At 36.8% G+C, this 24,832-nt stretch carries 19 protein-coding genes and 1 riboswitch; of the genes, 15 read left to right on the top strand and 4 right to left on the bottom strand.

Annotation, left to right across the window (positions count from 1 at the left end; translation table 11 throughout):
* Positions 1-256: 256 nt before the first annotated feature.
* The 13 genes from wecB (at position 257) to O1A01_RS22315 (ending at position 20,093) form a co-directional block, all read left to right on the top strand.
* Positions 257-1,408 carry a non-hydrolyzing UDP-N-acetylglucosamine 2-epimerase gene (gene wecB, locus O1A01_RS22375; protein WP_270065039.1) on the top strand — a complete coding sequence of 384 codons (1,152 nt, stop codon included), beginning with the start codon at positions 257-259 and terminating at the stop codon, positions 1,406-1,408.
* 378 nt (positions 1,409-1,786) lie between these two features.
* Positions 1,787-5,641: a S8 family serine peptidase gene (locus O1A01_RS22370; RefSeq protein ID WP_270065038.1), complete on the top strand. Its 3,855-nt coding sequence runs from the start codon at positions 1,787-1,789 to the stop codon at positions 5,639-5,641.
* A gap of 130 nt (positions 5,642-5,771) precedes the next feature.
* Positions 5,772-7,052, top strand: coding sequence for a glycosyltransferase family 2 protein (locus O1A01_RS22365; RefSeq protein WP_270065037.1), 1,281 nt, complete (start codon positions 5,772-5,774; stop codon positions 7,050-7,052).
* Positions 7,053-7,073: 21 nt separating this feature from the next.
* Positions 7,074-7,853: a WecB/TagA/CpsF family glycosyltransferase gene (locus tag O1A01_RS22360; protein WP_270065036.1), complete on the top strand. Its 780-nt coding sequence runs from the start codon at positions 7,074-7,076 to the stop codon at positions 7,851-7,853.
* Between the two features lie 166 nt (positions 7,854-8,019).
* Entirely contained in the window at positions 8,020-9,186 is a 1,167-nt protein-coding gene (locus O1A01_RS22355) for a nucleotide sugar dehydrogenase (RefSeq protein WP_270065035.1), read from the top strand.
* A 228-nt stretch (positions 9,187-9,414) separates the two neighbouring features.
* A complete protein-coding gene (locus O1A01_RS22350; RefSeq protein WP_270065034.1) occupies positions 9,415-12,540 on the top strand; it encodes a M14 family metallopeptidase in 3,126 nt (1,041 codons plus the stop codon).
* Positions 12,541-12,737: 197 nt separating this feature from the next.
* Complete coding sequence (locus O1A01_RS22345) at positions 12,738-13,727, top strand: Gfo/Idh/MocA family protein (RefSeq protein ID WP_066415504.1); 990 nt, start codon at positions 12,738-12,740, stop codon at positions 13,725-13,727.
* A 180-nt stretch (positions 13,728-13,907) separates the two neighbouring features.
* A riboswitch (cyclic di-GMP riboswitch) is annotated at positions 13,908-13,989 on the top strand.
* A 38-nt stretch (positions 13,990-14,027) separates the two neighbouring features.
* Positions 14,028-14,153, top strand: coding sequence for a hypothetical protein (locus O1A01_RS22340; protein ID WP_268874270.1), 126 nt, complete (start codon positions 14,028-14,030; stop codon positions 14,151-14,153).
* A 163-nt stretch (positions 14,154-14,316) separates the two neighbouring features.
* The gene (locus O1A01_RS22335) at positions 14,317-15,258 is read left to right on the top strand and encodes a carbohydrate ABC transporter permease (protein ID WP_066415511.1); all 942 of its coding nucleotides are present in this window, start codon (positions 14,317-14,319) and stop codon (positions 15,256-15,258) included.
* Entirely contained in the window at positions 15,258-16,082 is an 825-nt protein-coding gene (locus O1A01_RS22330; protein WP_066415512.1) for a carbohydrate ABC transporter permease, read from the top strand. Before O1A01_RS22335 ends, O1A01_RS22330 begins: the two co-directional genes overlap by 1 nt.
* Positions 16,083-16,164: 82 nt before the next feature.
* Positions 16,165-17,433: an ABC transporter substrate-binding protein gene (locus tag O1A01_RS22325; RefSeq protein ID WP_066415513.1), complete on the top strand. Its 1,269-nt coding sequence runs from the start codon at positions 16,165-16,167 to the stop codon at positions 17,431-17,433.
* 162 nt (positions 17,434-17,595) lie between these two features.
* Positions 17,596-19,371 carry a sensor histidine kinase gene (locus tag O1A01_RS22320; protein ID WP_270065033.1) on the top strand — a complete coding sequence of 592 codons (1,776 nt, stop codon included), beginning with the start codon at positions 17,596-17,598 and terminating at the stop codon, positions 19,369-19,371.
* The gene (locus O1A01_RS22315) at positions 19,368-20,093 is read left to right on the top strand and encodes a response regulator transcription factor (RefSeq protein ID WP_270065032.1); all 726 of its coding nucleotides are present in this window, start codon (positions 19,368-19,370) and stop codon (positions 20,091-20,093) included. Before O1A01_RS22320 ends, O1A01_RS22315 begins: the two co-directional genes overlap by 4 nt.
* A 375-nt stretch (positions 20,094-20,468) precedes the next feature.
* Here O1A01_RS22315 and O1A01_RS22310 read toward each other — a convergent pair whose 3' ends face one another.
* The 3 genes from O1A01_RS22310 to O1A01_RS22300 are packed head-to-tail and all read right to left on the bottom strand — an operon-like array spanning position 20,469 to position 21,167.
* Entirely contained in the window at positions 20,469-20,633 is a 165-nt protein-coding gene (locus O1A01_RS22310; RefSeq protein ID WP_270065031.1) for a YvrJ family protein, read from the bottom strand.
* 57 nt (positions 20,634-20,690) lie between these two features.
* Positions 20,691-20,909 carry a DUF2922 domain-containing protein gene (locus O1A01_RS22305; protein ID WP_066420824.1) on the bottom strand — a complete coding sequence of 73 codons (219 nt, stop codon included), beginning with the start codon at positions 20,907-20,909 and terminating at the stop codon, positions 20,691-20,693.
* Positions 20,910-20,948: 39 nt separating this feature from the next.
* Positions 20,949-21,167 (bottom strand): DUF1659 domain-containing protein, encoded by a 219-nt coding sequence (locus O1A01_RS22300; protein WP_066420810.1) that lies wholly within the window; start codon positions 21,165-21,167, stop codon positions 20,949-20,951.
* 220 nt (positions 21,168-21,387) lie between these two features.
* Between O1A01_RS22300 and O1A01_RS22295 the strand changes: the two genes are divergently transcribed.
* Complete coding sequence (locus O1A01_RS22295) at positions 21,388-22,458, top strand: plasmid pRiA4b ORF-3 family protein (protein WP_066420812.1); 1,071 nt, start codon at positions 21,388-21,390, stop codon at positions 22,456-22,458.
* A gap of 59 nt (positions 22,459-22,517) precedes the next feature.
* Here the strand turns inward: O1A01_RS22295 and galE are convergent, their stop codons facing one another.
* Positions 22,518-23,531: a UDP-glucose 4-epimerase GalE gene (gene galE / locus O1A01_RS22290; RefSeq protein WP_270065030.1), complete on the bottom strand. Its 1,014-nt coding sequence runs from the start codon at positions 23,529-23,531 to the stop codon at positions 22,518-22,520.
* A gap of 179 nt (positions 23,532-23,710) precedes the next feature.
* Between galE and O1A01_RS22285 the strand changes: the two genes are divergently transcribed.
* Positions 23,711-24,817 (top strand): WG repeat-containing protein, encoded by a 1,107-nt coding sequence (locus O1A01_RS22285; RefSeq protein ID WP_066420814.1) that lies wholly within the window; start codon positions 23,711-23,713, stop codon positions 24,815-24,817.
* The last annotated feature ends 15 nt before the right edge of the window (positions 24,818-24,832 follow it).

Genomic DNA, 24,832 nt, shown 5'->3' with positions numbered 1-24,832 from the left:
AATGAAGTAGAGGACGGAATAATAAGCTCCGATCCTCTTTTTTCTATAGTTTCAAAGGGTATATTGCTTTTAATAGGTGTGGGGGAGGGGCGATACAAAATAACAAGAAAAGATATAAATGAAAACAAATTTCTATTATACATTCCCTACCAGTTAACAATTGCTTATGGTATAATAGTCCCAACTTTAAGATTTTTTAGAAAGTTTAGACAATAACTGATGAATCGTATACTTAAAGGATTGGGTGATGGTAGAGATGACAAACAAAAAAATAAAAGTAATGACAGTTTTTGGGACAAGACCGGAAGCGATAAAAATGGCACCACTAATTAAAGAATTAAATAAAAACGAACAACACATTCAATCAATTGTTGCTGTCACAGGCCAACATCGTCATATGCTCGATCAAGTACTACAAATTTTTAACATTACACCAGATTATGATCTTAACATTATGAAAAGTAGACAAACGCTAGTAGATGTTACTACGAGTGCTTTATACGGGCTAGATAAAATAATTAAGCAGGTGAAGCCTAATTTAATATTAGTGCATGGAGACACGACAACAACATTTGTTGCAAGTATTGCAGCATTTTATAATCAAGTAGCCGTTGGTCATGTTGAAGCGGGGCTTCGTACTTGGAACAAAATGTCCCCCTTTCCTGAAGAGATGAACAGGCAATTAACAGGTGTGATTGCTGATCTTCACTTTGCACCTACTGAGCAAGCAGCTTTAAATTTAATTTATGAAAATAAAAATGAGAAGAATATCTTTATAACCGGTAATACGGCGATTGATGCGTTAAAAACAACTGTGAATGAAGCGTATACACACGAAGTATTGGAGAAAGTAGGAAACGATCGTTTAATTCTTTTAACAGCACATCGCAGAGAAAATATAGGAGAGCCTATGCGTAATATGTTTAGAGCAATAAAGAGAATTGTTAATGAGCATAAGGATGTGCAAGTTGTATACCCAGTTCATTTAAATCCGGTAGTTAGAGAAATCGCTGATGATCTTTTAAAAGGAGATGATCGAATACATCTAATTGAGCCGCTTGACGTCCTAGATTTTCATAACATTGCAGCACGTTCAACACTAATTTTAACTGATTCAGGTGGTGTACAAGAAGAGGCTCCTTCACTCGGAGTGCCGGTTTTAGTTTTACGTGACACAACAGAGCGTCCTGAGGGAATAGAAGCAGGAACGTTAAAGCTTGCTGGTGTAGAGGAGGAAAATATCTATCAACTTACGAAACAACTATTAACGGACCCACATGAATATAATAAAATGGCATGGTCATCCAACCCTTATGGAGATGGATTTGCTTCAGAACGTATAGTAGAAGCAATTCTTGAATACTTTACTATAAAAAAAGGACAACCTTTAGTAGTTTCGACAAATTAGCTCCAGAAGCAGAATGGATTCATAAAGCTAAAATCATTCACTACGAACAATATTTCGGTTAATTAATACCTATTAATCTCCAAATATTGTAAGAGAATAAAGTTAAAGAAAACAGCTAAATGTGAAAATTAAATTATTATTGTATAACGATTTGGAACAAAGAGTTGTCTAGTGCTTTTGTGGAAAGTTATATTAGTATACATGCAGTATACTGAATCTTTTAAGTTTTGAGAATATTATATTTACTAAAACAATAGGCATATGTTACTATTTATACATTACATTTCCACTGAAATGTAAAAAATTGAGGGAAGGGGTGGTTATATAGGGAAAAACGGTAAATATTCGCGTAGTAAAATAGGAAAAGGGGGAAACGTGTTGAAAAAAGGAAGTTTTAAGAAATTTTTTAGTAGTTTACTAATCATCACAGTAATCTTATCAACGTTTTTAAGCCCAGCAGCAGCATTTGCTACAGACTCTCCTACAAAGAAAACAACTGTTGATGAGCAAACATTACAAATGAAGAAAATTATTGCTCAACAAGAATCACTTCTAGAACAAACTCCAACTTTAGATCAATCTCTACAAGAATTAAAAGGTGATGAGGAAGTTTCAGTAATTGTACAACTATCTGAACCACCAGTAGCATTAGTAAAAGGAAAAAGTGAAGTAGAAGGGAAAAGTTTTTCTGCTTCTGAAGCAAAAGCGGTTGAGAAAAAAGTAGTTTCTCAGCAAATAGCTTTTGAAAAGTCTTTAAGCACGAAGAAAGTTAAATATTCTAAAGGCTTTACATACAACAAAGTATTCAATGGTATGTCTTTGACAATTAAAGCCAGCGAATTAGAAGCACTTTTAAGTGTTGAAGGTGTTGTAAGTGTTGAGCTTGATGAAGAAAGATATGCACTTGAATTACCAAGTAAAGAAGATAAAGTAGATGCACTAATGACCGATAGCACTCCACACCTTGGTGTTCCTGAGCTTTGGGATTTAGGATATGAAGGCGAAGGGGTAAAGGTTGCAGTACTTGATACTGGTATCGATTATTACCACCCTGATTTTGCTGATGTATACAGAGGTGGATATAACTTCATACCACATTCTGGTAATGATTATGCTCGTGACCGGGCTGACGATGATGGATATGAGACGTCTCCATTAGATCGCCCAGATCATAGACCGGAATTTAATGCAAATGGTAGTTCATTCTATACTTCTCATGGTACACACGTAGCAGGTACAATTGTACATTTAGCTCCGAAGATTGATTTATACTCTTACCGTGTATTAGGAGCATATGGTAGTGGGGCAACTGCTGGAATCATTGCAGCAATTGAAAAATCAGTTGTAGAAGAAATGGATATCATTAACCTTTCTTTAGGTGGTAGCAGTAACAGTGAAACGGCACCTGATGCAATTGCGATTAACAATGCGACGTTAGCTGGTGTTACTGCCGTTATCGCAACAGGTAATAGTGGACCTGGCCGCGGCACAATTGGAAATCCGGCTTCCTCTGCGTTTGCTATTTCTGTAGGTAACTCTACTGTTCCTGAAATGCATTTAAGTAGCTCTGTAACTGTAGAAGCTGGTGAATACAGTAAAACAGATACATTACCAATGTTCGGTTGGACGTATCAAGAGGATCCGAGAGATACGTTAACAGGTACTTATGACTTAGTAGCTGTTCCTGGGGTTGGTAACCCGTCTGACTTTGAAGGCATTGATGTAGAAGGAAAAGTAGCACTAATTTCCCGTGGTGAAATTGCATTTGTTGATAAAATTGCAGCAGCAAAAGATGCTGGGGCAATTGCAACAATTATCCACAATAACGTAGCAGGAGCTGGTCCTGCCAATATTTATTTAAGCACTGATTATGGATTCATCCCAACATTTGATATGGCGACTGCGGATGGACAAGCGTTAAGAGAAGCTCTTGGTTCAGAGTTAGGCCAAGTAACTTTCGGTGATTATACTGAGACAATGACAGAAGGTGACGATGTCAATAGTTCAAGTTCTCGTGGTCCAACGAACCCAAATTTTGATATTAAACCAGATGTTGTAGCACCTGGAACTAATATTATGGCAGCTATTCCTGCTTATGAAAAAGATTACCCTGGTGCAGATTATGAGTATGCATATGGGCGTAAAACTGGTACAAGTATGGCTACACCTCATGTTGCCGGTGTTGCTGCGCTATTGAAACAAGTAAATCCGGAGTGGACTCCATTTGATATGAAAGTAGCAATATCTAATACTGCTAAACAATTAAATGTTAGCCAGTACGATGTATTTGCTCAAGGACCTGGACGTATCCAACCTGTAGCGGCTGCTTTCCCAGAAGCGTTAGCGTATGCTTATGATGAAACGGAATTTGAAGGTGAAGTTCATGAAAACGTTAAGGGTACTGTTACGTTCGGTAAAGTAGAGCCGAATGCTCAAAGTGCTCAAACTGTTACGAAGCAAGTTGTAGTGAAAAACATGGGTGAATCAACAAGTGACTTTAATGTTACTGTTCAAACAACGAAAAGTGGGACAGGTGACATGAGTGCTGCTAATGTTGAGGTAGATGTAACATCATTTACACTTTCTGATGAGCAAGTGTTAAACGTTACATTAAATGTTCCAGCTGGAGCAGGTGCTTTAGGAAACGAATTACTAGGTTACATTCATATCCAAAGCGCTACTTCTAAACTACTATTACCATTTGCTGTAGAGTTTTCTGGAGAGGTTCCGAACGGATTAGGTTATTACTTCCTAGAAAGTGATGTTATTTCACCAAATGGAGATGGTGTGTTAGATACTACTAGATTAGCATTCCAATTATTAAATAACCATGGTACGAACTATATTGAACTATGGGATGCACAAAATCCTGAAGGTGGATACTATGGAGATGGATATGTTGGATATTTCCATGCTGGTGAAAGCTTAGGAGCAGGATCTTATACACTTACTATTAATGGTGTGTATAGAGATTGGGCTGATGGAGCACAAAAAATGGCGGAAGATGGAGTGTACACTGTTGATTTTACTGGTGCAAACCCAGTAGCTGGTGTCACATTTGATTGGGCTCCGTTAATCATTAAAACGTCTAATGCGGAAGTAGAATTTGGCGATCTAGGTGAATACCAACCAGGGGAAGAGTTCGAAGTATCAGGTACTGTAGTAGATAGTTTTGTTGATTACAAATCAACTGTTGAAAATGTACTAGGATTAGATTATGACGTTAATGACCAATTAACGGTTGAATATGTGTTATTAGATGCTGATGGAGAAGAACTGGATAGCGCTTCTGTTGAGTTGGACCAAGAAGGTAACTTCGTTTTATCTTTACCAAGTTTACCTGTTGGGGAAAACGAATTAACGTTATCAGTGGAAGATGTTGCGGGTAACTCTTCTGAGCATGTTCTCGATTTAACTGTTGAAGCTCCAAATAGTCCACACTATGACGAAGCTGTTTGGTATGAGTCAGTAAATAACTTCTTTAATGCTGTATACTTTGCAGGATTAGCATTATTAGATGGAGATTCTCGTGCAGAATCATTATTAGAAACTGTATCTGTAGAACTTCTAAATGAAGCTAATACTCAACTAGCAGAAGGTGACTTTACTACTGCTGAATATTCTTATCAGCTATTAGTAGAAACTGAAGGTGTTCCTCAAGCTGTTAAAGAGGAAGCAGCAAGCAAAATTGCTGTGAAATCTGAAGAGTTTGCGATTGCACTTTGGTATGAGTCGCTAGGAAACTATTATAATGCTGTATACTTTGCAGGACAAGCAATTGAAGCAGGGGATGCTCGTGTAGGAGCGCTAATGGCGAACGTAGCTGAAGCTTTATTAGCGGAGGCAAATGAATTATTAGCTAACGGCAACTTTACTGAAGCTGAATTTGCTTATCAATTACTAGTAGAAACTACAGGTGTACCTCAAGACGTGAAAGAGGAAGCAGCAAGTAAACTCGCTGTGAAATCTGCATATCTTGGTGATGCATTATGGTATGAAGAAGTAGGAAACTTATACAACGCAGTACACTTTACAGGTCTTGCTTATAGTGAAGGAGATGCTCGTGCCGAAGGTGTAATGGCAAGAGTTGCTCCAGCACTTTTAGCTAAAGCTGATGACGATCTTGCTAACAATAAATATTTAGAAGCTTATAATGCATATTTCTTACTATTAGCAACTGATGGTGTACCGCAATATATTAAGGATGCAGCAGAAGAAAGAGTATCAAATTAATAAAGTTGGAACAACTGGCAAATGTCAGTTGTTCCATTTTTACTATTTATGAGCAGCCTAAAATTAGTAATTGTTACAACCTTAACGTTGTAAGTGCTTTACTTTATAGGTATAGGAAGGAAGAATGCTTGTGATTAACTGGAACGATATTCTCATAATAAGCTTCTATGGATTGCAAATTGTATTATTATTCTTTTGGATATACTGGTTATTTATCAGTCTATTCGGGTTTGGTAGAGCAAAAAAGTTAGAAAATAAATCCCCTAAAAAGCGCTTCTTAATTTTAGTTCCAGCTCATAACGAGGAAAAAGTAATTGGTAATTTAGTAGAAAATCTTCAAAACTTACATTATCCCAATAAATTATATGATGTAGTCGTTATTGCAGATAACTGTAACGATAAAACCGCCGAAATTTCTAGAAGTCTCGGTGCAAAAGTAATTGAGCATGAAAGTAAACCGGGGGAACTACGAGGGAAACCGTACGGAATTAAGTATGCGGTGGAACAGATTGGAAAAGATTTAACGAAAAAATACGATGCTATTTGCTTTTTTGATGCGGACAATTTAGTCACTTTAAACTACTTACAAGAGATGAACAACCATTTATTAAATGGAGACAGATTAATTCAATGTTATTTAGATTCAAAAAATCCGGATGATAACTGGGTAACTCTTTCTTATGCGACTAGTTATTATTATATGAACCGAGCGTGGCAATTAGGTAAGTCACGATTAGGTCTTGGTAATGCAATTGGTGGAACAGGGTTTTGTGTTGATACGAAGCTTTTCACAGAGGTAGGTTGGACTGCCCAATCGTTAACGGAAGATCTAGAATTTACGATGCAATGTTTGTTAAAAGGAACTCCTGCAAGATGGTGTCATTATGCGAGAGTTTATGATGAAAAGCCTGAGAGTTTTATCGCCTCTTGTATTCAACGACTACGGTGGGCACGCGGTCACTGGGATGTTTGTTTTAAATATACTGGAAAGTTATTGTGGAGATTTATTCGAAAATTCGATATTTTAGCTTTAGATGGTGCCATTTACTTAGTAAACCCAGGGCGTATAATATTAAATTCTTTATCTGGAGCTATCATCCTACTATCCAATTTAACTTTTGCCCAATCCTGGTTCCAAGCAATTTTACCATGGCAAATTTGGTTATTTATGATTATTTTCCAATTCAGTTATGTAGTCTATACATTAATTTCAGATTCTAATAAACGATTAAATAAAATAAAAGGAATATTATCTTTAATACTATTTAATCTTTCATACGTACCATTGTTTTTTTGGTCCTTATTTACGAAGGATAATAAAACTTGGAAGAGAACGGAGCATACAAGAAATATTTTAATAGATGAAATTAATATAGCAAAAGAACAGGTTACCCCTACAAAAGAACGCTAAACTATTAGAGTGGTGAAAAGTATGTTGAAAGATAAAATTAGGCTTTTTGACGTGGACTTTGTTAATAGTAAATTTTCCGAGTTTGCAAAAGTAATGGAAAAGCATGTATTACAGAAAGAAAAAGCCTATGTAGTAACTGGTAATCCTCAAATAATGGTAGAAACGTTCAAAAGTAAGTCATATAAGGGTTGTATTGAAAATGCGACCTATGTAACAGCAGATGGTATAGGAGTTATATTAGCTTCAAAAATATTAACAAAAAAATCGTTACCCGAAAGAATAACAGGGTTCGATTTAATGTTACACTTATTAGATTTTGCCAATCGTAAGAAAAAAAAGGTTTATTTGCTCGGTGCAGAAGAATTGGTTTTAAATCGAGCGATACATAACATAAAAATGAAATATCCCGATATAAAATTAGTCGGTTCTCATCATGGTTTTTTCTCTATTAAAAATGATGGTGAAAAAATCGCGAACGAAATTAGTCAATTGAAGCCCGATTTAACCTTTGTTGCCCTCGGTGCACCAAAGCAAGAAACGTGGATTTCTACGTACTTTTCTATTTTTGAGAGTGGTGTGTTTATCGGGGTTGGAGGAAGTTTAGATGTACTAGCTGGCGAATGTAAAAGGGCACCAATCATTTGGCAAAAATGTCATTGTGAGTGGCTATATCGAATCTCTCAAAAACGAGATAAAATAAGACGGATCTATATTTTATTATTGTTTATAAGAAAAGTGGTTAATTGTTGGCTAAAGAAGCTAAAACTAATTGGATTGCAAGCAATACATAGGAAAGTGTAAAGACTTCACTTTCTTGTGTAGAAGTAGTAAATTGAAAGAGTAGCAGAAGTTGCTACTCTTATTTTTATTGAAAACTTGGATTTCTACCACTAAATATGGTATGTTGAAAAAGGATAAAAAGGAAAAGTTTTTACATATAAACTTGATTTTAAGGTAGGGAAAAGAAATGAAAATAACAGTCGCTGGAACTGGCTATGTCGGTTTATCGAATGCTATTCTTTTAGCGCAACATAATGAAGTCATTGCTCTAGATATTATTCAAGAAAAAGTAGATATGATTAATAATAAAAAATCTCCTATTGTTGATAAAGAGATTGAAGAGTTTTTAGCTACGAAAGAATTAAATTTAAAGGCAACTACTAATAATGAAGAAGCATTTAAAAATGCAGAATATGTTATTATTTCTACACCAACAGACTATGATACAGAAAAAAATTACTTTAATACCAGCTCTGTAGAAGCAGTCATTCAAAATGTATTAGCGATTAACCCTAATGCAGTTATGGTCATTAAGTCGACAATTCCTGTTGGGTATACTGCTCAAGTAAGAGAAAAATTTAACACGGAAAATATTATTTTCTCTCCTGAATTTTTAAGAGAAGGAAAAGCTTTATATGACAATTTATATCCTTCCCGCATTATTGTTGGGGAGCAATCTGAAAGAGCAAAGGTTTTTGCTGATTTGCTCGCTCAAGGGGCAATTAAAGAAGATGTTCCTGTATTGTTTACGAACTCTACAGAGGCTGAAGCAATTAAGCTTTTTGCGAACACTTATTTAGCGATGAGAGTTTCCTTTTTTAATGAGCTAGACTCTTACGCAGAATTAAAAGGCTTGAACGCTCAACAAATTATTGAAGGTGTAGGGCTAGATCCGCGTATCGGTGGTCATTATAACAATCCTTCATTTGGTTACGGTGGATATTGTCTTCCGAAAGATACGAAGCAACTGTTAGCTAACTATGAAGGAGTACCTAACGATATCATTAAAGCGATTGTGGATGCGAATAGTACGAGAAAAGAACATGTTGCAGATATGATTGCTAGCAGAAATCCAAAAGTAGTAGGGATTTATCGATTAACGATGAAAATGGATTCCGATAACTTTAGACAATCAGCCATTCAAGGTGTTATCGAGCGCCTACAAGAAAAAGGAATTGAGATTGTCATCTACGAACCGGTTTTAAAAGACGAAACGTTTAATGGTTCTAGAGTTGTAAATAATTTCGAAGAGTTTAAAAACATTAGTGATGTTATCGTGGCAAATCGTTTATCAGACGACCTTGTTGATGTAAAAGAAAAAGTATATACGCGAGATGTGTTTAGTAGAGATTAAAAAAAACCCTTGTAGTTTAGAGCTACAAGGGTTTTTTGCATTTTTAGAAGAAGAAACGCCTTCTCCCTAAACTAAATGTTTAACATAGGTATATTCTATCAAGACCTTAGTGGGATGTTACGAATTGGTTTTTATGGTAAAAAGAAATAGCGTTAGAATAATTATAAGTTATATTTGTATAATTATTCTTTCTGTTGTCGAAATTTTAACCGGTGGGAGAGGGAGTTTATGAGAAAAATATTGGTGTGTTGGATGGCGATTCTTTTAGTTTTATCTAGTTTTGCACAAGTACCAGTTTTAGCGAATAGTGCTGAAGCTAGCAACCTAGAGCTGGAAACTAGTAGAACATTACTTTCCTTAACGGAAGCTCGTACTGTTGAAGTGCAAGCAGACTTTGGGGAACGAGTAGATTTAGACGAACTACAATTCCAATTTGGTGGGAAAAACCTTTCAGATTGGAAAAAATGGAGTGGGGGTACAAACTATAACGGTGCACCATTCATCACAGTAGTGGAAGAACCTCATTTTGTTGATGATACAACAGTCGTAAAGGCGACACTGCAATTTGACTTACCTTTTGACACTACTAATCTTTCCAATAGAACGATACGTATTCAATACCAGCAATTGATTGGTAATTATGAATTAGCTTTAATTAACACTGTTTCTGGTCAGAAAGCTGCAACAAACGTAAAACTTAATGTGTATGACGAATTTTTATTTTATGAAGAAATAAAGCCTGCAATTGATGAAGTGTTTGCACAAGCCGAGGCGAATGATCGCTACTTAAAATACGAAGTTGCAGGTCAATCGGTTGAGGGACGTGACATCCATTTTGTAACGTTGGCAAAAGACGAATCAGCAGTAAATAAGTACTTAAATGAAACGTTACCAACTGCGTTAGACGATCCTAGTAGTTTACTAGAAAAAATAGAAAATGGGACGATAGGAGACTACCAAATTCCTATTTGGATTAACAATATCCATCCTGATGAAGTAGAAGGTGTTGATGCGCAAGTTGAATTATTAAGGGAATTTGCGCTAGAAGAGGAAATTACATTTACAACACAAGATCCTACTACGAAAGAGGAAACAGAGGTTACATTAAACGTAGACGAAGTGTTAGATGACGTTATTTTCCTATACCTTTTCACTAGCAATCCAGACGGAAGAGTTGCTAACACTCGTGCAAATGCGAACGGTTTTGACTTAAACCGTGACAACGCATACCAAACACAAGTAGAAACACAGCAAGTAAATGAACTAATAGCAAAGTGGACGCCGCTTTCTTTCATTGACATGCACGGCTATGTAAACGGATTTTTAATTGAACCAACAACACCACCGCATAACCCTAACTTTGAATATGATTTATTACATGGAAACATGATTAATCAAGCACATGCGATGGGGCAGGCGGGGATTGGTAATTCAAACTTAGACTCTTACTTTATACCAAAACTGGAGTGGGAGGATGGCTGGGATGATATGACACCAGCTTATACAGCGGTATTTTCCATGTTACATGGATCACTCGGTCATACAATTGAAGTACCTGAATTAGGCCAAGATTCTTATCGTGCCATGTTTGGAGCTGGATTAGGTGCAACTCTATTTGTAACAGAAAATAAAGATGAGCTATATGCTAACCAATTGAGAGTATTCGAGCGTGGTGTGAACGGTGAGGATAATCGAGCGGTTGACCAATATTATGTCAATGCAGCAGGGGAAACGATAGGACGTGTTCGTGGGGAGCATGAAAACTTTTTCCCAGATTATTATGTAATTCCAACAGATACAAAGGAGCAAAAAAATCTATCAGAAGCAGAAAAAATGGTAGATTACTTAATTCGTAACGGTGTAAAAGTAGAAAAAACGACGAAAAGTGTGCATTTGAATGGTACAAAATATCCGAAGGGGACGTACGTAGTACCGATGAATCAAGCAAAACGTGGTTTAGCCAATGCTGTCCTTTATAAAGGAGAAGATGTATCAGATTGGGCAGCAATGTATGATCCAATCGTCGTGAATTTCCCAGATTTACGTGGGTTTACTATTCATGAAGTTCGAGAAAAAGGAGTATTTTCGAATGTGACCAATTCAGTTGATGAAGTTAATTTTACAACTGGAAAAATCGTTGGGAATACACCGAAGCAAGTATTGAAAAATACGAATAACGACACAGTGAAACTAGTGAATGAATTATTAAAAGACGGTAAAACAGTCGAAGTAGCATTAGAAACAAATGCCCGTGTAAACAAAGGTGATTTTATCGTAGAAACGAAGGATCTACGTTCGTATGCTAATGATTATTATTTTGAAGCAATTTCTCTAGGAAATTCAAAAAATATTAAAACGAATGTTTTAGTGCAACCGAAAGTGTCTGTAACAGGTTCTTCTCAATTAAGCTATACGTTGAAGGAATTAGGTTTTGATTTAGTAAGTCAAGCTGATGCAGATGTTATCGTAAGTGACAATACGAGTTTTAATCGAAATAATATTGAAGGGAAAGCATACATCGGATTAGGAGTTTCCGCTTTAAGTGCTGTTAGGTTAAGTGGAATACTACCTGGATATGATTTCGGTTATACGAGAACTAGTCATGAAGGGCTAGTAAAAGCAAATGTAAATGATCATTTATTAACATCCGGTTATGGGAATGACGAGTTGTTGTATGTTACAACTGGTGCGTGGATCTCTTCCGTTCCTGATGGCGCCGAAGTTCTTGCAACTTTTAGTAATGCTGAAGATTTTTACGTGGCTGGATGGTGGCCAGGGCATGAAGGGGCTAACGGTGAAACGTTAGCATTTACAACAGATGTAGATGGGACGTCCATTACTCTTTTTGCTAACTCTTTAGCGTTTAGAGCACATACTGACCATAGTTACCGATTGTTAGCAAATAGCATTTATGCTTCTGTTGGTGAAGAAAACGAGAAAAAGAAACGAGGTAATGCTAAAGGGCATGCGAATACTGTGAATGATGTAAACGTGAAAGTTGAGGGTGAAAAAGTAACAGCAACTGTTGCTGAGAAAGCATTATTAAGTAAGAAGAATGATGCTAATCTATTTACGATTCAAGTTGATCGTCCAACTACAGATGGGTCGGTTGTCGTACAGCTACCGGCAAACGATATTAAACAATTACAAAAATCTCAACCGAATGCAAAAGTAGAAATTCAAACAGAAACGAGCACATTTGTGATTGCACTTACCGATATTGATTTGAAAAAGCTTGGAAAAATAAACGGTAAAGGATATATCAATGTTACGTTTAGTGTTGAAAAGCAAGATAATGGTGGAAAAGCTGAGGAACTAAGTGAAGTAGAATTAGTAAATGTGAACATTGATTAGGTTGTAAGGGTGAAAGTATATATGAGATGCGTCAATTAATCTTTCAGGTGCGTCAAAAACACGTGCAGGTGCATCAATTAACTTTTCCAAACACATCAAAACTACCAATATTCAACTAACCGAATAGTTCATCAAAGAAGAAGGTAGACTAGTCTACCTTCTTTTTCATTGTTAAAATAAGGGGTGAGGTGAAAATAATGAAAATTAAATGGGGTATTCTTAGTACCGCACGGATTGCGCGTACGCAATTTATTCCTGCGATAGATAGAGCGGAAAATGCGGAAGTAGTAGCAATCGCAAGTCGAAACAATAAAGTACATAATATCGCAAGGGAGTTAAATATTCCACGAGCATACGAAAGTTATGAAGCGTTATTAAATGATCCAGACATTGATGCCGTATACATTCCGCTTCCAAATCACTTACATAAAGAATGGGCTATAAGCGCGATTCAAAAAGGAAAACATGTACTTTCAGAAAAGCCTGCTACATTAACAGCGGAAGAAGCGACTGAAATTAAAGAGGCGCTTATTTCTTCTCCAGTAAAATATATGGAGGGCTTTATGTACCAGTTTCACCCTCAACATGAAAGGGTGAAAGAGATAATTGCTTCTGGTGAAATAGGAACAGTGAAGCAGTTCAATAGTAGTTTTTCTTTTCATTTAGGGGATCGAGAAAATTCGATAAAAATGCAAAAGGAATACGGTGGCGGAAGTTTGTATGATGTTGGCTGCTATCCTATTCATGCTGCTCGGATGATTCTTGGAAGCGAACCGATAGAGTTACAGGCATTTAGCCTTAACGATCAAGATAGTGGTGTTGATTTAACAACTTCAACGTTTATGAAGTTTGCGGGAAATGTGATTGCTAAAACGGAAAGTAGTATTGATATGGCAAATCGGGATGAGTATGAAATCATCGGAACGAAAGGAATCGTTAAAGTACCACACGCATTTCGACCTGATAAAGTGGGCGGAGTGGGGACTGTTATTGTGGAAAAGGATAATGAGATTCGCAAAGAGAAATTTAGTGGAGATATATACCGTTTAGAAGTTGAACATTTCTCAAGCGCAATACTGAACGATGGAACTGTTTCGTACACGATTGACGATACAATCAACAATATGAAAGTAATGGATGCATGCTGGGATTCAATTAAAACTGGGAGATCAGTAAATATTAAATAGTAGCATATTCTTGTAGGAATATTAGTTGAAACTGCCGAGATCATTATTTACTATTAACTATAATGTATAAGACAAGCTAATGATAATGTTAATAGGTAAAAAGAACCATGAAAAAAGTTGGTGCTTACGAACTGTTAAAGTGAATCTCGTTTTGTCGATATCAAGATAGAATAATAGTATCGTACGAAAGGGCAAAGTCATTGAAAAATGATGACGCAAAACTATAGGGGCTAAGGGTTAACTATGCTAGCCAGTTACCGAATACTTCCTCCGTACGAACATATAGGAGGTTAACTTGATATGAAAATCTATCATAAGCTGTTTGTTACGTACTACTCCATTCTCATTGAAGACTGCCTTGACGAAGAGTTAAAAATGCAGCTTAAGAAAAAGCTATCGTATCATCATTTAAAATTAGGAATGTAATAATATAAAAAGAGGGATCAGTTTTGACACTGGTCTCTTTTTTCTATTCTAACGAAAACATCCATCAATATAGTGCACCTAAATAGTCAATCTAGTAGACCGTATTATTGAAGCGCTTACAATATAATTTAGGTAAGCGGTTACACAAAAGGCGGTGAAGAGAATGGATGCAAATTTAGAGACAAAGTCAGCGAAAGCTTCTACACAAATTAAAACAGAAAGTAAAAAGAAGCGTAACTGGAAAAAAGGCTTAACGTATTTAGCGTTTGTAGGGCCGGCATTATTATTCTTTCTTGTAATACAGATTGTTCCATTCTTAATGGGGATTTATTATTCCTTTACTTCTTGGAATGGAGTTAGTTCTGCAGTAGAGTGGGTTGGTTTTGAAAACTATAAACGAATTTTTACGAATGATCCAATATTTTTCCAATCGTTTATGTTTACGACAAAATTCATGCTTGCGGCAGTGTTAATAAGTAACTTAATAGGTTTTGGTTTAGCGTTAATTTTAAACGCTGCTCTGAAAACAAAAAATATATTACGAACAGTATTTTTCTTACCGAATGTAATCGGTGGATTATTACTAGGTTTCATCTGGCAGTTTATTTTCGTCAGAGGGTTTGCATCTGTTGGAGAGGCAACAGGGTGGAGCTTCTTCCAGTTACCTTGGTTAGGAGATGAAACGACTGCGTTCTGGGGAATAGTTATCGTATTCGCATGGCAAATTAGTGGTTATATGATGGTTATTTACATCGCAGCTTTACAAGGTGTGGACCAATCATTATTAGAAGCAGCAAAAATTGACGGAGCTTCTACGTTCCAAACAATTACGAAAATAATTGTTCCATTAATTTTACCAGCATTTACTATCTGTTTCTTCTTAACGATTTCGATGGCATTTAAGATTTTTGACTTAAACCTTTCTTTAACTGGCGGTGGCCCGTTCAATTCTACACAGTCAGTAGCCATTAACATTTACCAAGAAGCATTCCAAAACAACCGTTACGGGTTAGGAACTGCAAAGTCGATTATATTCTTTGTAATAGTTGCGATTGTTACAACGTTACAAGTAACAGCAACGAAGAAGAAGGAGGTTGAAGCGTAATGAACAAGTACACGAAAAAAACATTCGTGCTTGAAATATTTGCGATTATGTTAGCGCTTCTGTTCCTCGTACCGTTTTACTTCGTTCTCGTTAACTCCGTAAAAGGGTTTGGCGAAATATTAATTGATGCGGCGGCATGGCCAAAAGAGATTTTATTCTCGAACTATGCAAAAGTATGGGAAATTATTAACTTCCCGAAAGCGTTTATGAATTCTTTAGTCATTACGGTATTTAGCATTATCGGTATTGTTGTGCTAAGCTCGATGGCAGCGTGGAAAATGGTTCGTACACCAAGTAAACTGAGCAAAATTATTTTCATCCTAATTGTATCAGCGATGGTTATCCCGTTCCAAACGGTTATGATTCCGTTAATGAAGCTTGGTGGGACACTTGGTATTATTAATAGTATTCCCGGAATTATCATTATGTATTTCGGATTTGGAGTTCCGCTTTCACTATTCTTATATCACGGATTCGTAAAAGGAATTCCGGTTGAGATTGAGGAGGCAGCAAGAATTGACGGGTGTAGTCAATTCGGAGTGTTCTGGAGAATTGTATTTCCGTTATTAAAACCAATTACGGTAACGGTTATTATCCTAAATACACTATGGATTTGGAATGACTACTTATTACCACTTCTAGTATTACAAGATGCAGAATTACGTACCATTCCATTAGCAACAAGCTCATTCTTTGCTCAATATACGAAGCAATGGGATATGGGATTAGCGGCGCTTGTACTAGGTATCGCACCAGTTATTGTTTTCTTCCTATTCTTACAGAAGCACATTATCAAAGGTATTGCTCAAGGTTCTGTAAAATAAGGATCACGTCAGTAATAAGCTTCTGTTTCCGAGAGAATCAGGAGTTTACTATAAACAAACAACATTTAAGGGGGATTTATCAATGAAACGATTGCTTTTATTATCTATCTCGTTATTCCTAGTAATTGGCATAGTAGCTGGTTGTTCTTCAAGTGGCTCTAGTGACGAAAAGTCCAAATCAGATGGTGACGTAGTAACGTTAAACATGTTCCAATTTAAAGTGGAAATTGCAGACCAACTTGCAGAATTAATTAAAGAATTCGAAGCAGAGCATCCAAACATTAAAGTTAAGCTTGAGAGTGTTGGTGGTGGTGCGGACTACGGTGCTGCATTAAAAGCAAAATTCGCTTCTGGTGAGCAACCAGACATTTTCAATAACGGTGGATTCAAAGAGTTAGAGCTTTGGAAAGAGCATTTAGCAGACCTTTCTAATGAGCCTTGGGCAGAGCACGTTCTTCCAATCGGAAAAGTACCTATGACAGATGAAGATGGCACACTTTACGGTATGCCGGTTAATTTAGAAGGTTATGGTTTCATTTACAATAAAGATTTATTTGCAGAAGCTGGTATTACAGAGCCGCCAACTACGGTTTCTGAGTTAATTGATGCAGCGAAAAAGCTAGAAGCAAACGGAATTACTCCTTTCTCAGCTGGTTACGGTGAGTGGTGGGTAATTGGACAGCATTTATTAAACATTCCATTTGCACAACAAGATGATCCGGTAGCGTTTATCGAAGGATTATATGACGGAACAGAAAGTTTCGTTGGCAACAAGCATTTCCAAGACTTCCAAACAGTATTAGATGCTGAGTTACAATATGGTAACGCTAACCCGATTACAACGGATTACAACACACAAGTAACACAATTTGCAACAGGTAAAACAGCAATGCTACAACAAGGTAACTGGGTAGAAAACATGATTTATGAAATCAACCCTGATATAAACATGGCATTTTTACCAATCGCAATGACAGACGATGCAAGTGCGAACCGTCTTCCAGTTGGCGTACCGAACAACTGGGTTTTAAACAAAAACTCTGACAACCTTGAAGAAGCAAAAACATTTTTAAACTGGATGGTTTCTTCTGAGACAGGTAAACGTTTCATCACAGAAGAGTTCGCATTTATCCCTGCGTTCGATAACATCGAGCCTGCTGGTTTAGGAGATCTTGGTCAATCTATTTTAGAATACTCTGTGGAAGACAACACGATTCCTTGGACTTGGTTCAGATGGCCAGATGGAGCAAACAAAGAATTCGCAGCAACTATTCAAGAATATGCTGCTGGTAAAATTGACTACGATACAGTATTACAACGATTCCAAAGCACTTGGGATAGCTTTAAATAAGTTTCAATTTTAAAAGGTGGTGGCCGAAATGGCTGCCATCTTTTCGGCGTATTTATTACAAATTAGTGCTATAAATTGAACTGAAAAGTGTAAACTCCTCTATGGAAGTCTTCGTTTTTCTATTATAATGATTGATAAAACTAAACTCGAGGTGGTGGGCGTATGTTTAAAGGAAGTATTCGTAATAGACTTATTATTTTACTATTGATTGTAACGGTTCTGCCTTTCGGTACGTCCATCATTATAACGTACTATCACACGAAAGAAGCGTTTAAAGATTTAGTTGTGCAAAATAATAGTAATTTACTATATCAAGGTAAAATTAATATGGAAAGTTACTTAACGGAACTTAACGGACTTACCCTTTCCTTATATAACAATCCTGATTTTATTAATTATATGAGAGCACCTCATAAGGAGGATAATTATTTAACGCTTGGAATCGTAAGAAATATTTTACAAACAGTACTATATGCGGAAGAAAATATAAGGCGAGTAGAAATATCTTTTGCGGATGAGAACCAATTAATTACCGTTTCGAAGCGGTCGAATGTTGTTTTTTCTAATACAGTAACGGATAAATATCAAGATTTATACGAAAGAGCGGAACAGAGTCCAAATAATATGTACTTTGACACGAAAGGCCTTTCTCATGGAACGATCTATTTACATCGTGCGCTCCGGAATGTTCCAAGCGAAGAGGTGTTGGCGTATATTACGCTAGAAATCGCTACAGAGAAAATTCTAGATTTAAGTACGAACCTTTATAATAGTGAAAATGAACAATTTTTCATCCTGTCATCAGAAGGAGAACTAATATATAATTCCATGAACACAGTGATGGAGGAAGAGGAATGGATACAACAAATTGTAAAAGAAGATGTAGTAGCACACGACCAATTCGAGTGGAGAGGCGACGATTTTCATGGTGTCATTATGTACGAGCAAATATCTCCTACTGTTGGTGGTTGGCTGTTAGTAAAACGGGTACCGTATACGTCGCTATACGATAATGCGTTTACCGTAACGAAAATTAACATACTGTTCGGGGTTGTCGGCTTAACGCTCGTTATATTATCTACACTTTTCGTGTCGTTCAAAATTACTTCTCCAATACGTGTGTTAATGCAAAATATTAAACAAGTTGAAAAAGGCGACATGAAGGTACAGTTCGATTCATTAGGTAAAGATGAAATTGGTGTACTAGGTGAACGTTTCAAACAAATGATGGAAAAAATTAATCATTTAATTAATCGTGAATATAGACTAGAGATTGAAAATAAAACGAACCAACTACGCGCTCTTCAATCTCAAATTAATCCACATTTTTTATATAATGCATTACAGTCAATCGGGACAGTAGCGTTGAAAAATAATGTGCCACAAATATATACGCTTATTACCCATCTTTCGAAAATAATGCGCTACGGAATGAATATGGAGGAGGAAATTGTCCCACTCAAAAAGGAAATAAACTACATTCGAGCGTTTTTCCTTCTACAAAAAGAACGGTTCGCAAATCGGTTTGAATATGAGTTAAATATAGAAGAGGAAGCGATGGATGTACCTGTTCCGAAGATGATTCTACAGCCAATTATCGAAAATTATTTTAAGCACGGTTTTGATGGAGGCAATGAAATAGGTAGTATAACGGTGGAAGGTAGTGTTGAGGATAACGAATTAATATTAATCGTGAAAGATAACGGAGTTGGAGTATCAGAGCAGCGATTACTAGACATTTACCGGCATTTGAAAAATGAAGTACGCTTTCCTAAAGAAAATGATGGAACGCATATCGGTTTAAAAAATGTATACATGCGCTTAAAGCTTTATTACGGTGAATCAGCTAGTTTAAAAGTAGACAACCGTAAGGAAGGAGGCTGGATCGTTACGATGAGTATTCCAACTTCTTCTACTAAGGAGGTGGGGATGAAGTGAAAGCGTTAATTGTCGATGATGAAAAGCATGTTCGGGATGGTTTAAACTTATTAGCTGATTGGAAAGGTAACGGGATAGAGGAAGTGTTAGAAGCGGAAAATGGAGAAGAAGCGATAGAGTTAATTGCTACTCATCGTCCTGCCATTGTGTTTTCAGATATGAGAATGCCAAAAATGAATGGTATTGAGCTATTAGAGTGGATTTCCAACTCTAAGTATCGTTGCAAAACAATTGTCGTAAGCGGCTATGATGATTTTGAATATATGCGAAACGCAATTTACTATAATAGTTTTGATTATATATTAAAGCCAATTGATCCAGAAATTTTAAATGAGACGTTAGCAAGAGCAATTGGGAAGTGGAAGGAAGAGTTTGGAGGGAGCGTTGAACTCGAAGATCGCGAAGAAGATGATACGAGCATGAAGGCAATAAAAGACTATATTTTTGAGAACTACCAGTCTGATGTTACACTTCAAGACATTGCAGAAAAGTTTTATTTAAGTCGGGAACATATTTCACGGAAGTTTAAGCAAGAGTACAACGAAACAATTACTGATTATTTAATGAAAATACGGATAGAAAAGGCAAAGGAGCTTTTAACCAAGCCGCAATTAAAAGTGTATGAAATTGCCTACAAAGTCGGATATCAAAATGAAAAATACTTCAGTAAAGTGTTTAAAAAATATACCGGTTTAACACCGAATGAGTTTCGAAAAGGATAGAGGGGACAGAGATTGCTCTGTCTCCTATGCTTGTGGGGCCAAACGAGCCGTCTCCGCTTTTCTAATTGTCTAGCTCCGGCGCTTAGGCCCTATCAAACTTCCCGTTCCGTCCGTACGATAAGTCAACATCAGCTCACTGTCGTTCGCTGTGTTTCCTTTATCTCCTACCGGAACAGTCCAGTTTGTACGGGCCTGATCGAAGCGCCTCCGCTTTTCTAATTGTCTAGCTCCGGCGGCTAGGTCCGGCTCAAACTTCACTTTTCCTCCGTACGATAAGTCATCATCGACTCGAAGATCGCTCGCCGTGATTCCTTTATCTCCTGCGGAAAAGCTCCAGTTTGATTGGACCTGATCGAGCCGCCTCCGCTTTTCTAATTAATTCGCTTGTTTTCTTCTACTGATAATAGATGGATCTTGGTAGACTAGCTGTTGTACTGTCGCAATGAGCGTGTCTAGCTTATTTTCCATCCTCGTTAATAAATAAAACGTGACAGCCACTGGAAATCCAACGTCACTTATCCAGCTCCACCATTGTTCCATTTAACGTTCACACCTCCTTAAAAAAGGGCCAGAGCTTGCCCTGACCCTACTAGCTTATTATTCTGCCATTTCAAAAACAGTTTCGGTACGCTCGATTACCTTTGCACTATGTTTCGTAACATAGTTACCACCGTTCGTTGTGAATACGCCGGAAGCAATAATTGCATCCATCGCACTAGTTATTTCAGCTTCCGTTACGTCCTCACGTGGCTCATCAACAACTAATTTCGCTTGTCTTCCCATTTCATTTAAGAAAATTAGCTCTAACGTTTTCATGTCTTTCACCTACCTTTCTTCCTAGTTACTTGCTAACCATTATTCAACGATTAGCTGTAAGTCGTTACGCTTCACTGCATCTAACGGGTACACTTGAAGACTACTAATCGCTTGTGCTGCTGCAATTAACCCTTCGTTTGTTGCATCAATTGCGATGTTGTTGTAGTTTTTTGTTTTAAATTGTACGTTTCCATGCTCGTCCAACCCTACCTCAAAGATTAAGCGAAGCTGTGTATTTTCTAGTACTGCTTGTGCCATCCTTATCACCTCCTTCACCTTCTATATAAAGCCTGTGGAAGGAAAAGTAGCGCTACTAGTAAATTTTTTTAAAAAAATATGATGGTACCATAACGAAAACGTTCAACAGAAAGCAAGGGTAGTTTAGTGATGATTAAAAATGTAGCGATAAAGTGATAAACTATTATTAATGAATAAAGGGAGAGAACTTGCACTTCCCTACAAAAAAGGAGCCTTTTCGATGCTAATACAGTGTACGAAGAAACTATTAGATGAATTGAAAATAAAACCAGCTGAACCACCAACAGATGCAGAACGTTTATTTTCTTGGCATGCCAATCTTATGTTGATTGGTCGTAAAAAAACGTTAGTACTAGTTAATGATCGCAATCGTTATACTGTCGTTCTTTTTGGATTAAAGGCAAAGCAGATGAAAAATATACAGCAATTAATGAGGGACGCGATCCGAGAAACACTTCAAGCGGAAGGAATAAAAGATGAATTTATTGAACCGTTTTTCCGTAATGAAGTAGTCTTTTCGAAAACACAAGGTAGGACGTTCGTTGCTAGAATGAACAAAGCGTGTGAAAATGTATACTACTTTCAAGAAGACATTCAAGAAGAAGCTATAAATCAAGTAGAGCTAAGTAAAAGAGTGAGTCGAATATATGCAGGCGAAGGAAAGGGGTATATCGAACCAAACGAAGAAATGTATAAAGATATAGCTGCCTGGAACGGTCAGCCTATTTTTCATACCGAGGCGGTTCAATTAAAAATAACACTCCAATTAGAGAATTATCGTATTTGGCGGAGAGTTATCGTCCCAATACATAAAACTTTTTCACAGTTACACACAGTAATGCAAGCTGCTTTTAATTGGCAAGACGAACATTTGCATGAATTTTATATACTAAATCTAGCTGGCAAACCGATAGCACATTTAGTTGCTACTGAAGAAGCCTTTGCATATGCAAGAGATGAAGTCCCAATGAAAATGAATAAGGATGTTATTCTATCCGAATACCTTCCAAATAAGATGTTGTATGTTTATGACTTTGGGGACGAGTGGAAGCATGTCATTGAAGTAGAAAAATTGATAAATGATTATTCCAATCCTTTTCCAACTTGTGTTGATGGGGAAGGCAATACACCGCCGGAAGATGTAGGTGGAGAAGGTGGTTTCGAATATTTTATGGAAGTGCTAGCTGACAAAAAACATCCAGAATACGAGCACATGTATTCATGGGGGAGAAGTCAAGGGTATGAAAGCTTTAATCGAGATCAAGTGAACAGAATGTTGAAGGATAAGTAACGAAAAACTGACTTAGAAGAATAGGGAGGTTAGAACTTATCTAACCTCCATAGTAAGTGTTACTCTCCGTATCCATTCGGATTATTGCTTTGCCATCTCCAAGAATCACGGCACATTTCTTCAATTCCTTTTTCTGCTTTCCATCCTAACTCTTTTTCTGCTTTTGTTGGATCGGCATAGCATTCCCCAATATCACCAGGGCGACGGTTAATAATACGGTATGGTACTTCTTTTCCGGAAGCTTCCTCAAATGCTTGTATCATTTCTAGTACGCTATAGCCTTGGCCAGTCCCTAAATTGTAAGCATCAACATTAGTAGTTTTCTTCACTTTCTCTAACGCCTTTAAATGCCCTTTAGCTAAGTCGACAACGTGAATATAGTCTCTTACACCTGTTCCATCAACTGTGTCATAATCGTCTCCAAATACTTGAAGATTAGGTAGTTTCCCTACCGCAACTTGTGTAATGAATGGCATTAAATTATTCGGAATTCCATTCGGGTCTTCGCCAATTTTTCCACTTTCATGTGCACCAATTGGATTGAAGTAACGTAGTAAAGAGATACTCCAAGTAGAGTCAGAGTCGTATAAATCTCTGAGAATTTCCTCAATCATAAGCTTAGAACGGCCGTATGGATTTGTTGCGCTCAATGGGAAATCTTCAGAAATAGGTACACTTTCTGGCATCCCATAAACCGTTGCAGACGAACTGAAAACAAGTTTTTTTACATCATTTTTTTTCATTGTTTCACAAAGGTTTATGGTGCCTGTAATGTTATTTTGATAATAGTAGAGTGGCTTTTCTACTGATTCACCCACTGCTTTTAACCCTGCAAAATGTATTACCGCATCAATTTGATTTTCTTGAAAAACTTGTTCGATTTTCTCTATCTGAAGTAAATCAGCCTCGTAAAATGCAAAGTCCTTCCCAGTAATTTCTTTTACACGGCGTAACGATTCCATTTTACTATTCGAAAAGTTATCTAAAATGATAACGTCGTATCCTGCTTCTAATAATTCCACAGTAGTGTGACTACCAATATATCCGGCTCCACCTGTTACTAAAATAGCCATTATTTTACCCCCGAACTATGTATTTTCAAATTTTGACATATAGTAAGATTATATCATTGGAATACGACGAGGGCTAGTTGTCGTATAATAACAAAATTTCGGTATTTTCTACAAAAAGATAAAACTTATTGTCGAATATGTAGTAAAATAGTATCAGAAAATAGATGGGAGTGGTTCCTATGAAGAAAGGTTTATTGCTAATTTTTTGTTTAGCTCTATTATTTTTAGCAGCATGTACATCAGGCACGTCTAGTAATTCTAGTAAATCTAACTCTAGTAAAAATACACTATATAAAGTGCGTGATTACAAATATGACGAAGATTATTATGAGTTCGTTAATGACATTCGTTACGGGTTTATGAATAAAAAAGGTGAAGTGGTTATTAATTATCAGTTTGATTATGTTGGTGAATTTTCGGAAGGATTAGCAGTCGTGTACATAGGGGATAAGTATGGATTTATTAACGAATCTGGTGAGTACGTTATTAATCCTCAATATGATTACGCCGAAAAGTTTACAGACGGTTTAGCGGCGGTCCAATTAAATGGCAAGTATGGCTATATTAATAAAAAGGGCGAGTATGTTATTAACCCTCAATTTGATAATGCCTATCCGTTTTCAGAAGGGTTAGCAGCAGTATCCGTTGGAGATAAATTTGGATTTATTGATAAAGATGGAACGTACACAATCAATCCACAATTTGAATATGTAGGACAATTTTCGGAGGGGCTTGCTTGGGTAGAGTTGAGTGAGAGAATAGGTTACATTGATAAAACAGGTAAATATGTGATTAATCCTCAGTTCGACAGTCCTTATTACATGGATTACGGTAATCTTGATTTTCGCGATGGTATTGCGTTAGTAATGGTGAAAGACACATTTGGTTTTATTGATCACAAAGGCCAGTATGTCATTAATCCTCAGTTTGAATGGGCAAATCCGTTTACAGACGGTTTAGCTTCTGTTTCTGTAGGAGGAAAATATGGATTTATTAATAAAGAAGGATCGTTCGTTATTAATCCTCAATTTGATTGGGCAGGTAGTTTTAGTGACGGGCTAGCGGTAGTCGCAGATTGGGATATCGAAGCATACGGATATATAAATAAAAAAGGGAATTATGTTTTAAATCCTTCTGAAAAACAATATGTATGGGCAGATAACTTTCAAAATGGGTTAGCCTATGCCATCTTAGATGACGAGAATGAAGGATATATTGATAAAGATGGAAATGTTGTTTACAACTATCTTACTGAAATGACGTACATTGGAAGATACGGGTATTAGTAAAAAAGAAAGGGT

It is taken from the genome of Sutcliffiella sp. NC1, from assembly GCF_027594365.1.
In the GTDB taxonomy this organism is placed as follows: Bacteria; Bacillota; Bacilli; order Bacillales; family Bacillaceae_I; genus Sutcliffiella; species Sutcliffiella cohnii.
This window is presented reverse-complemented; position numbering and strand designations above follow the sequence as displayed.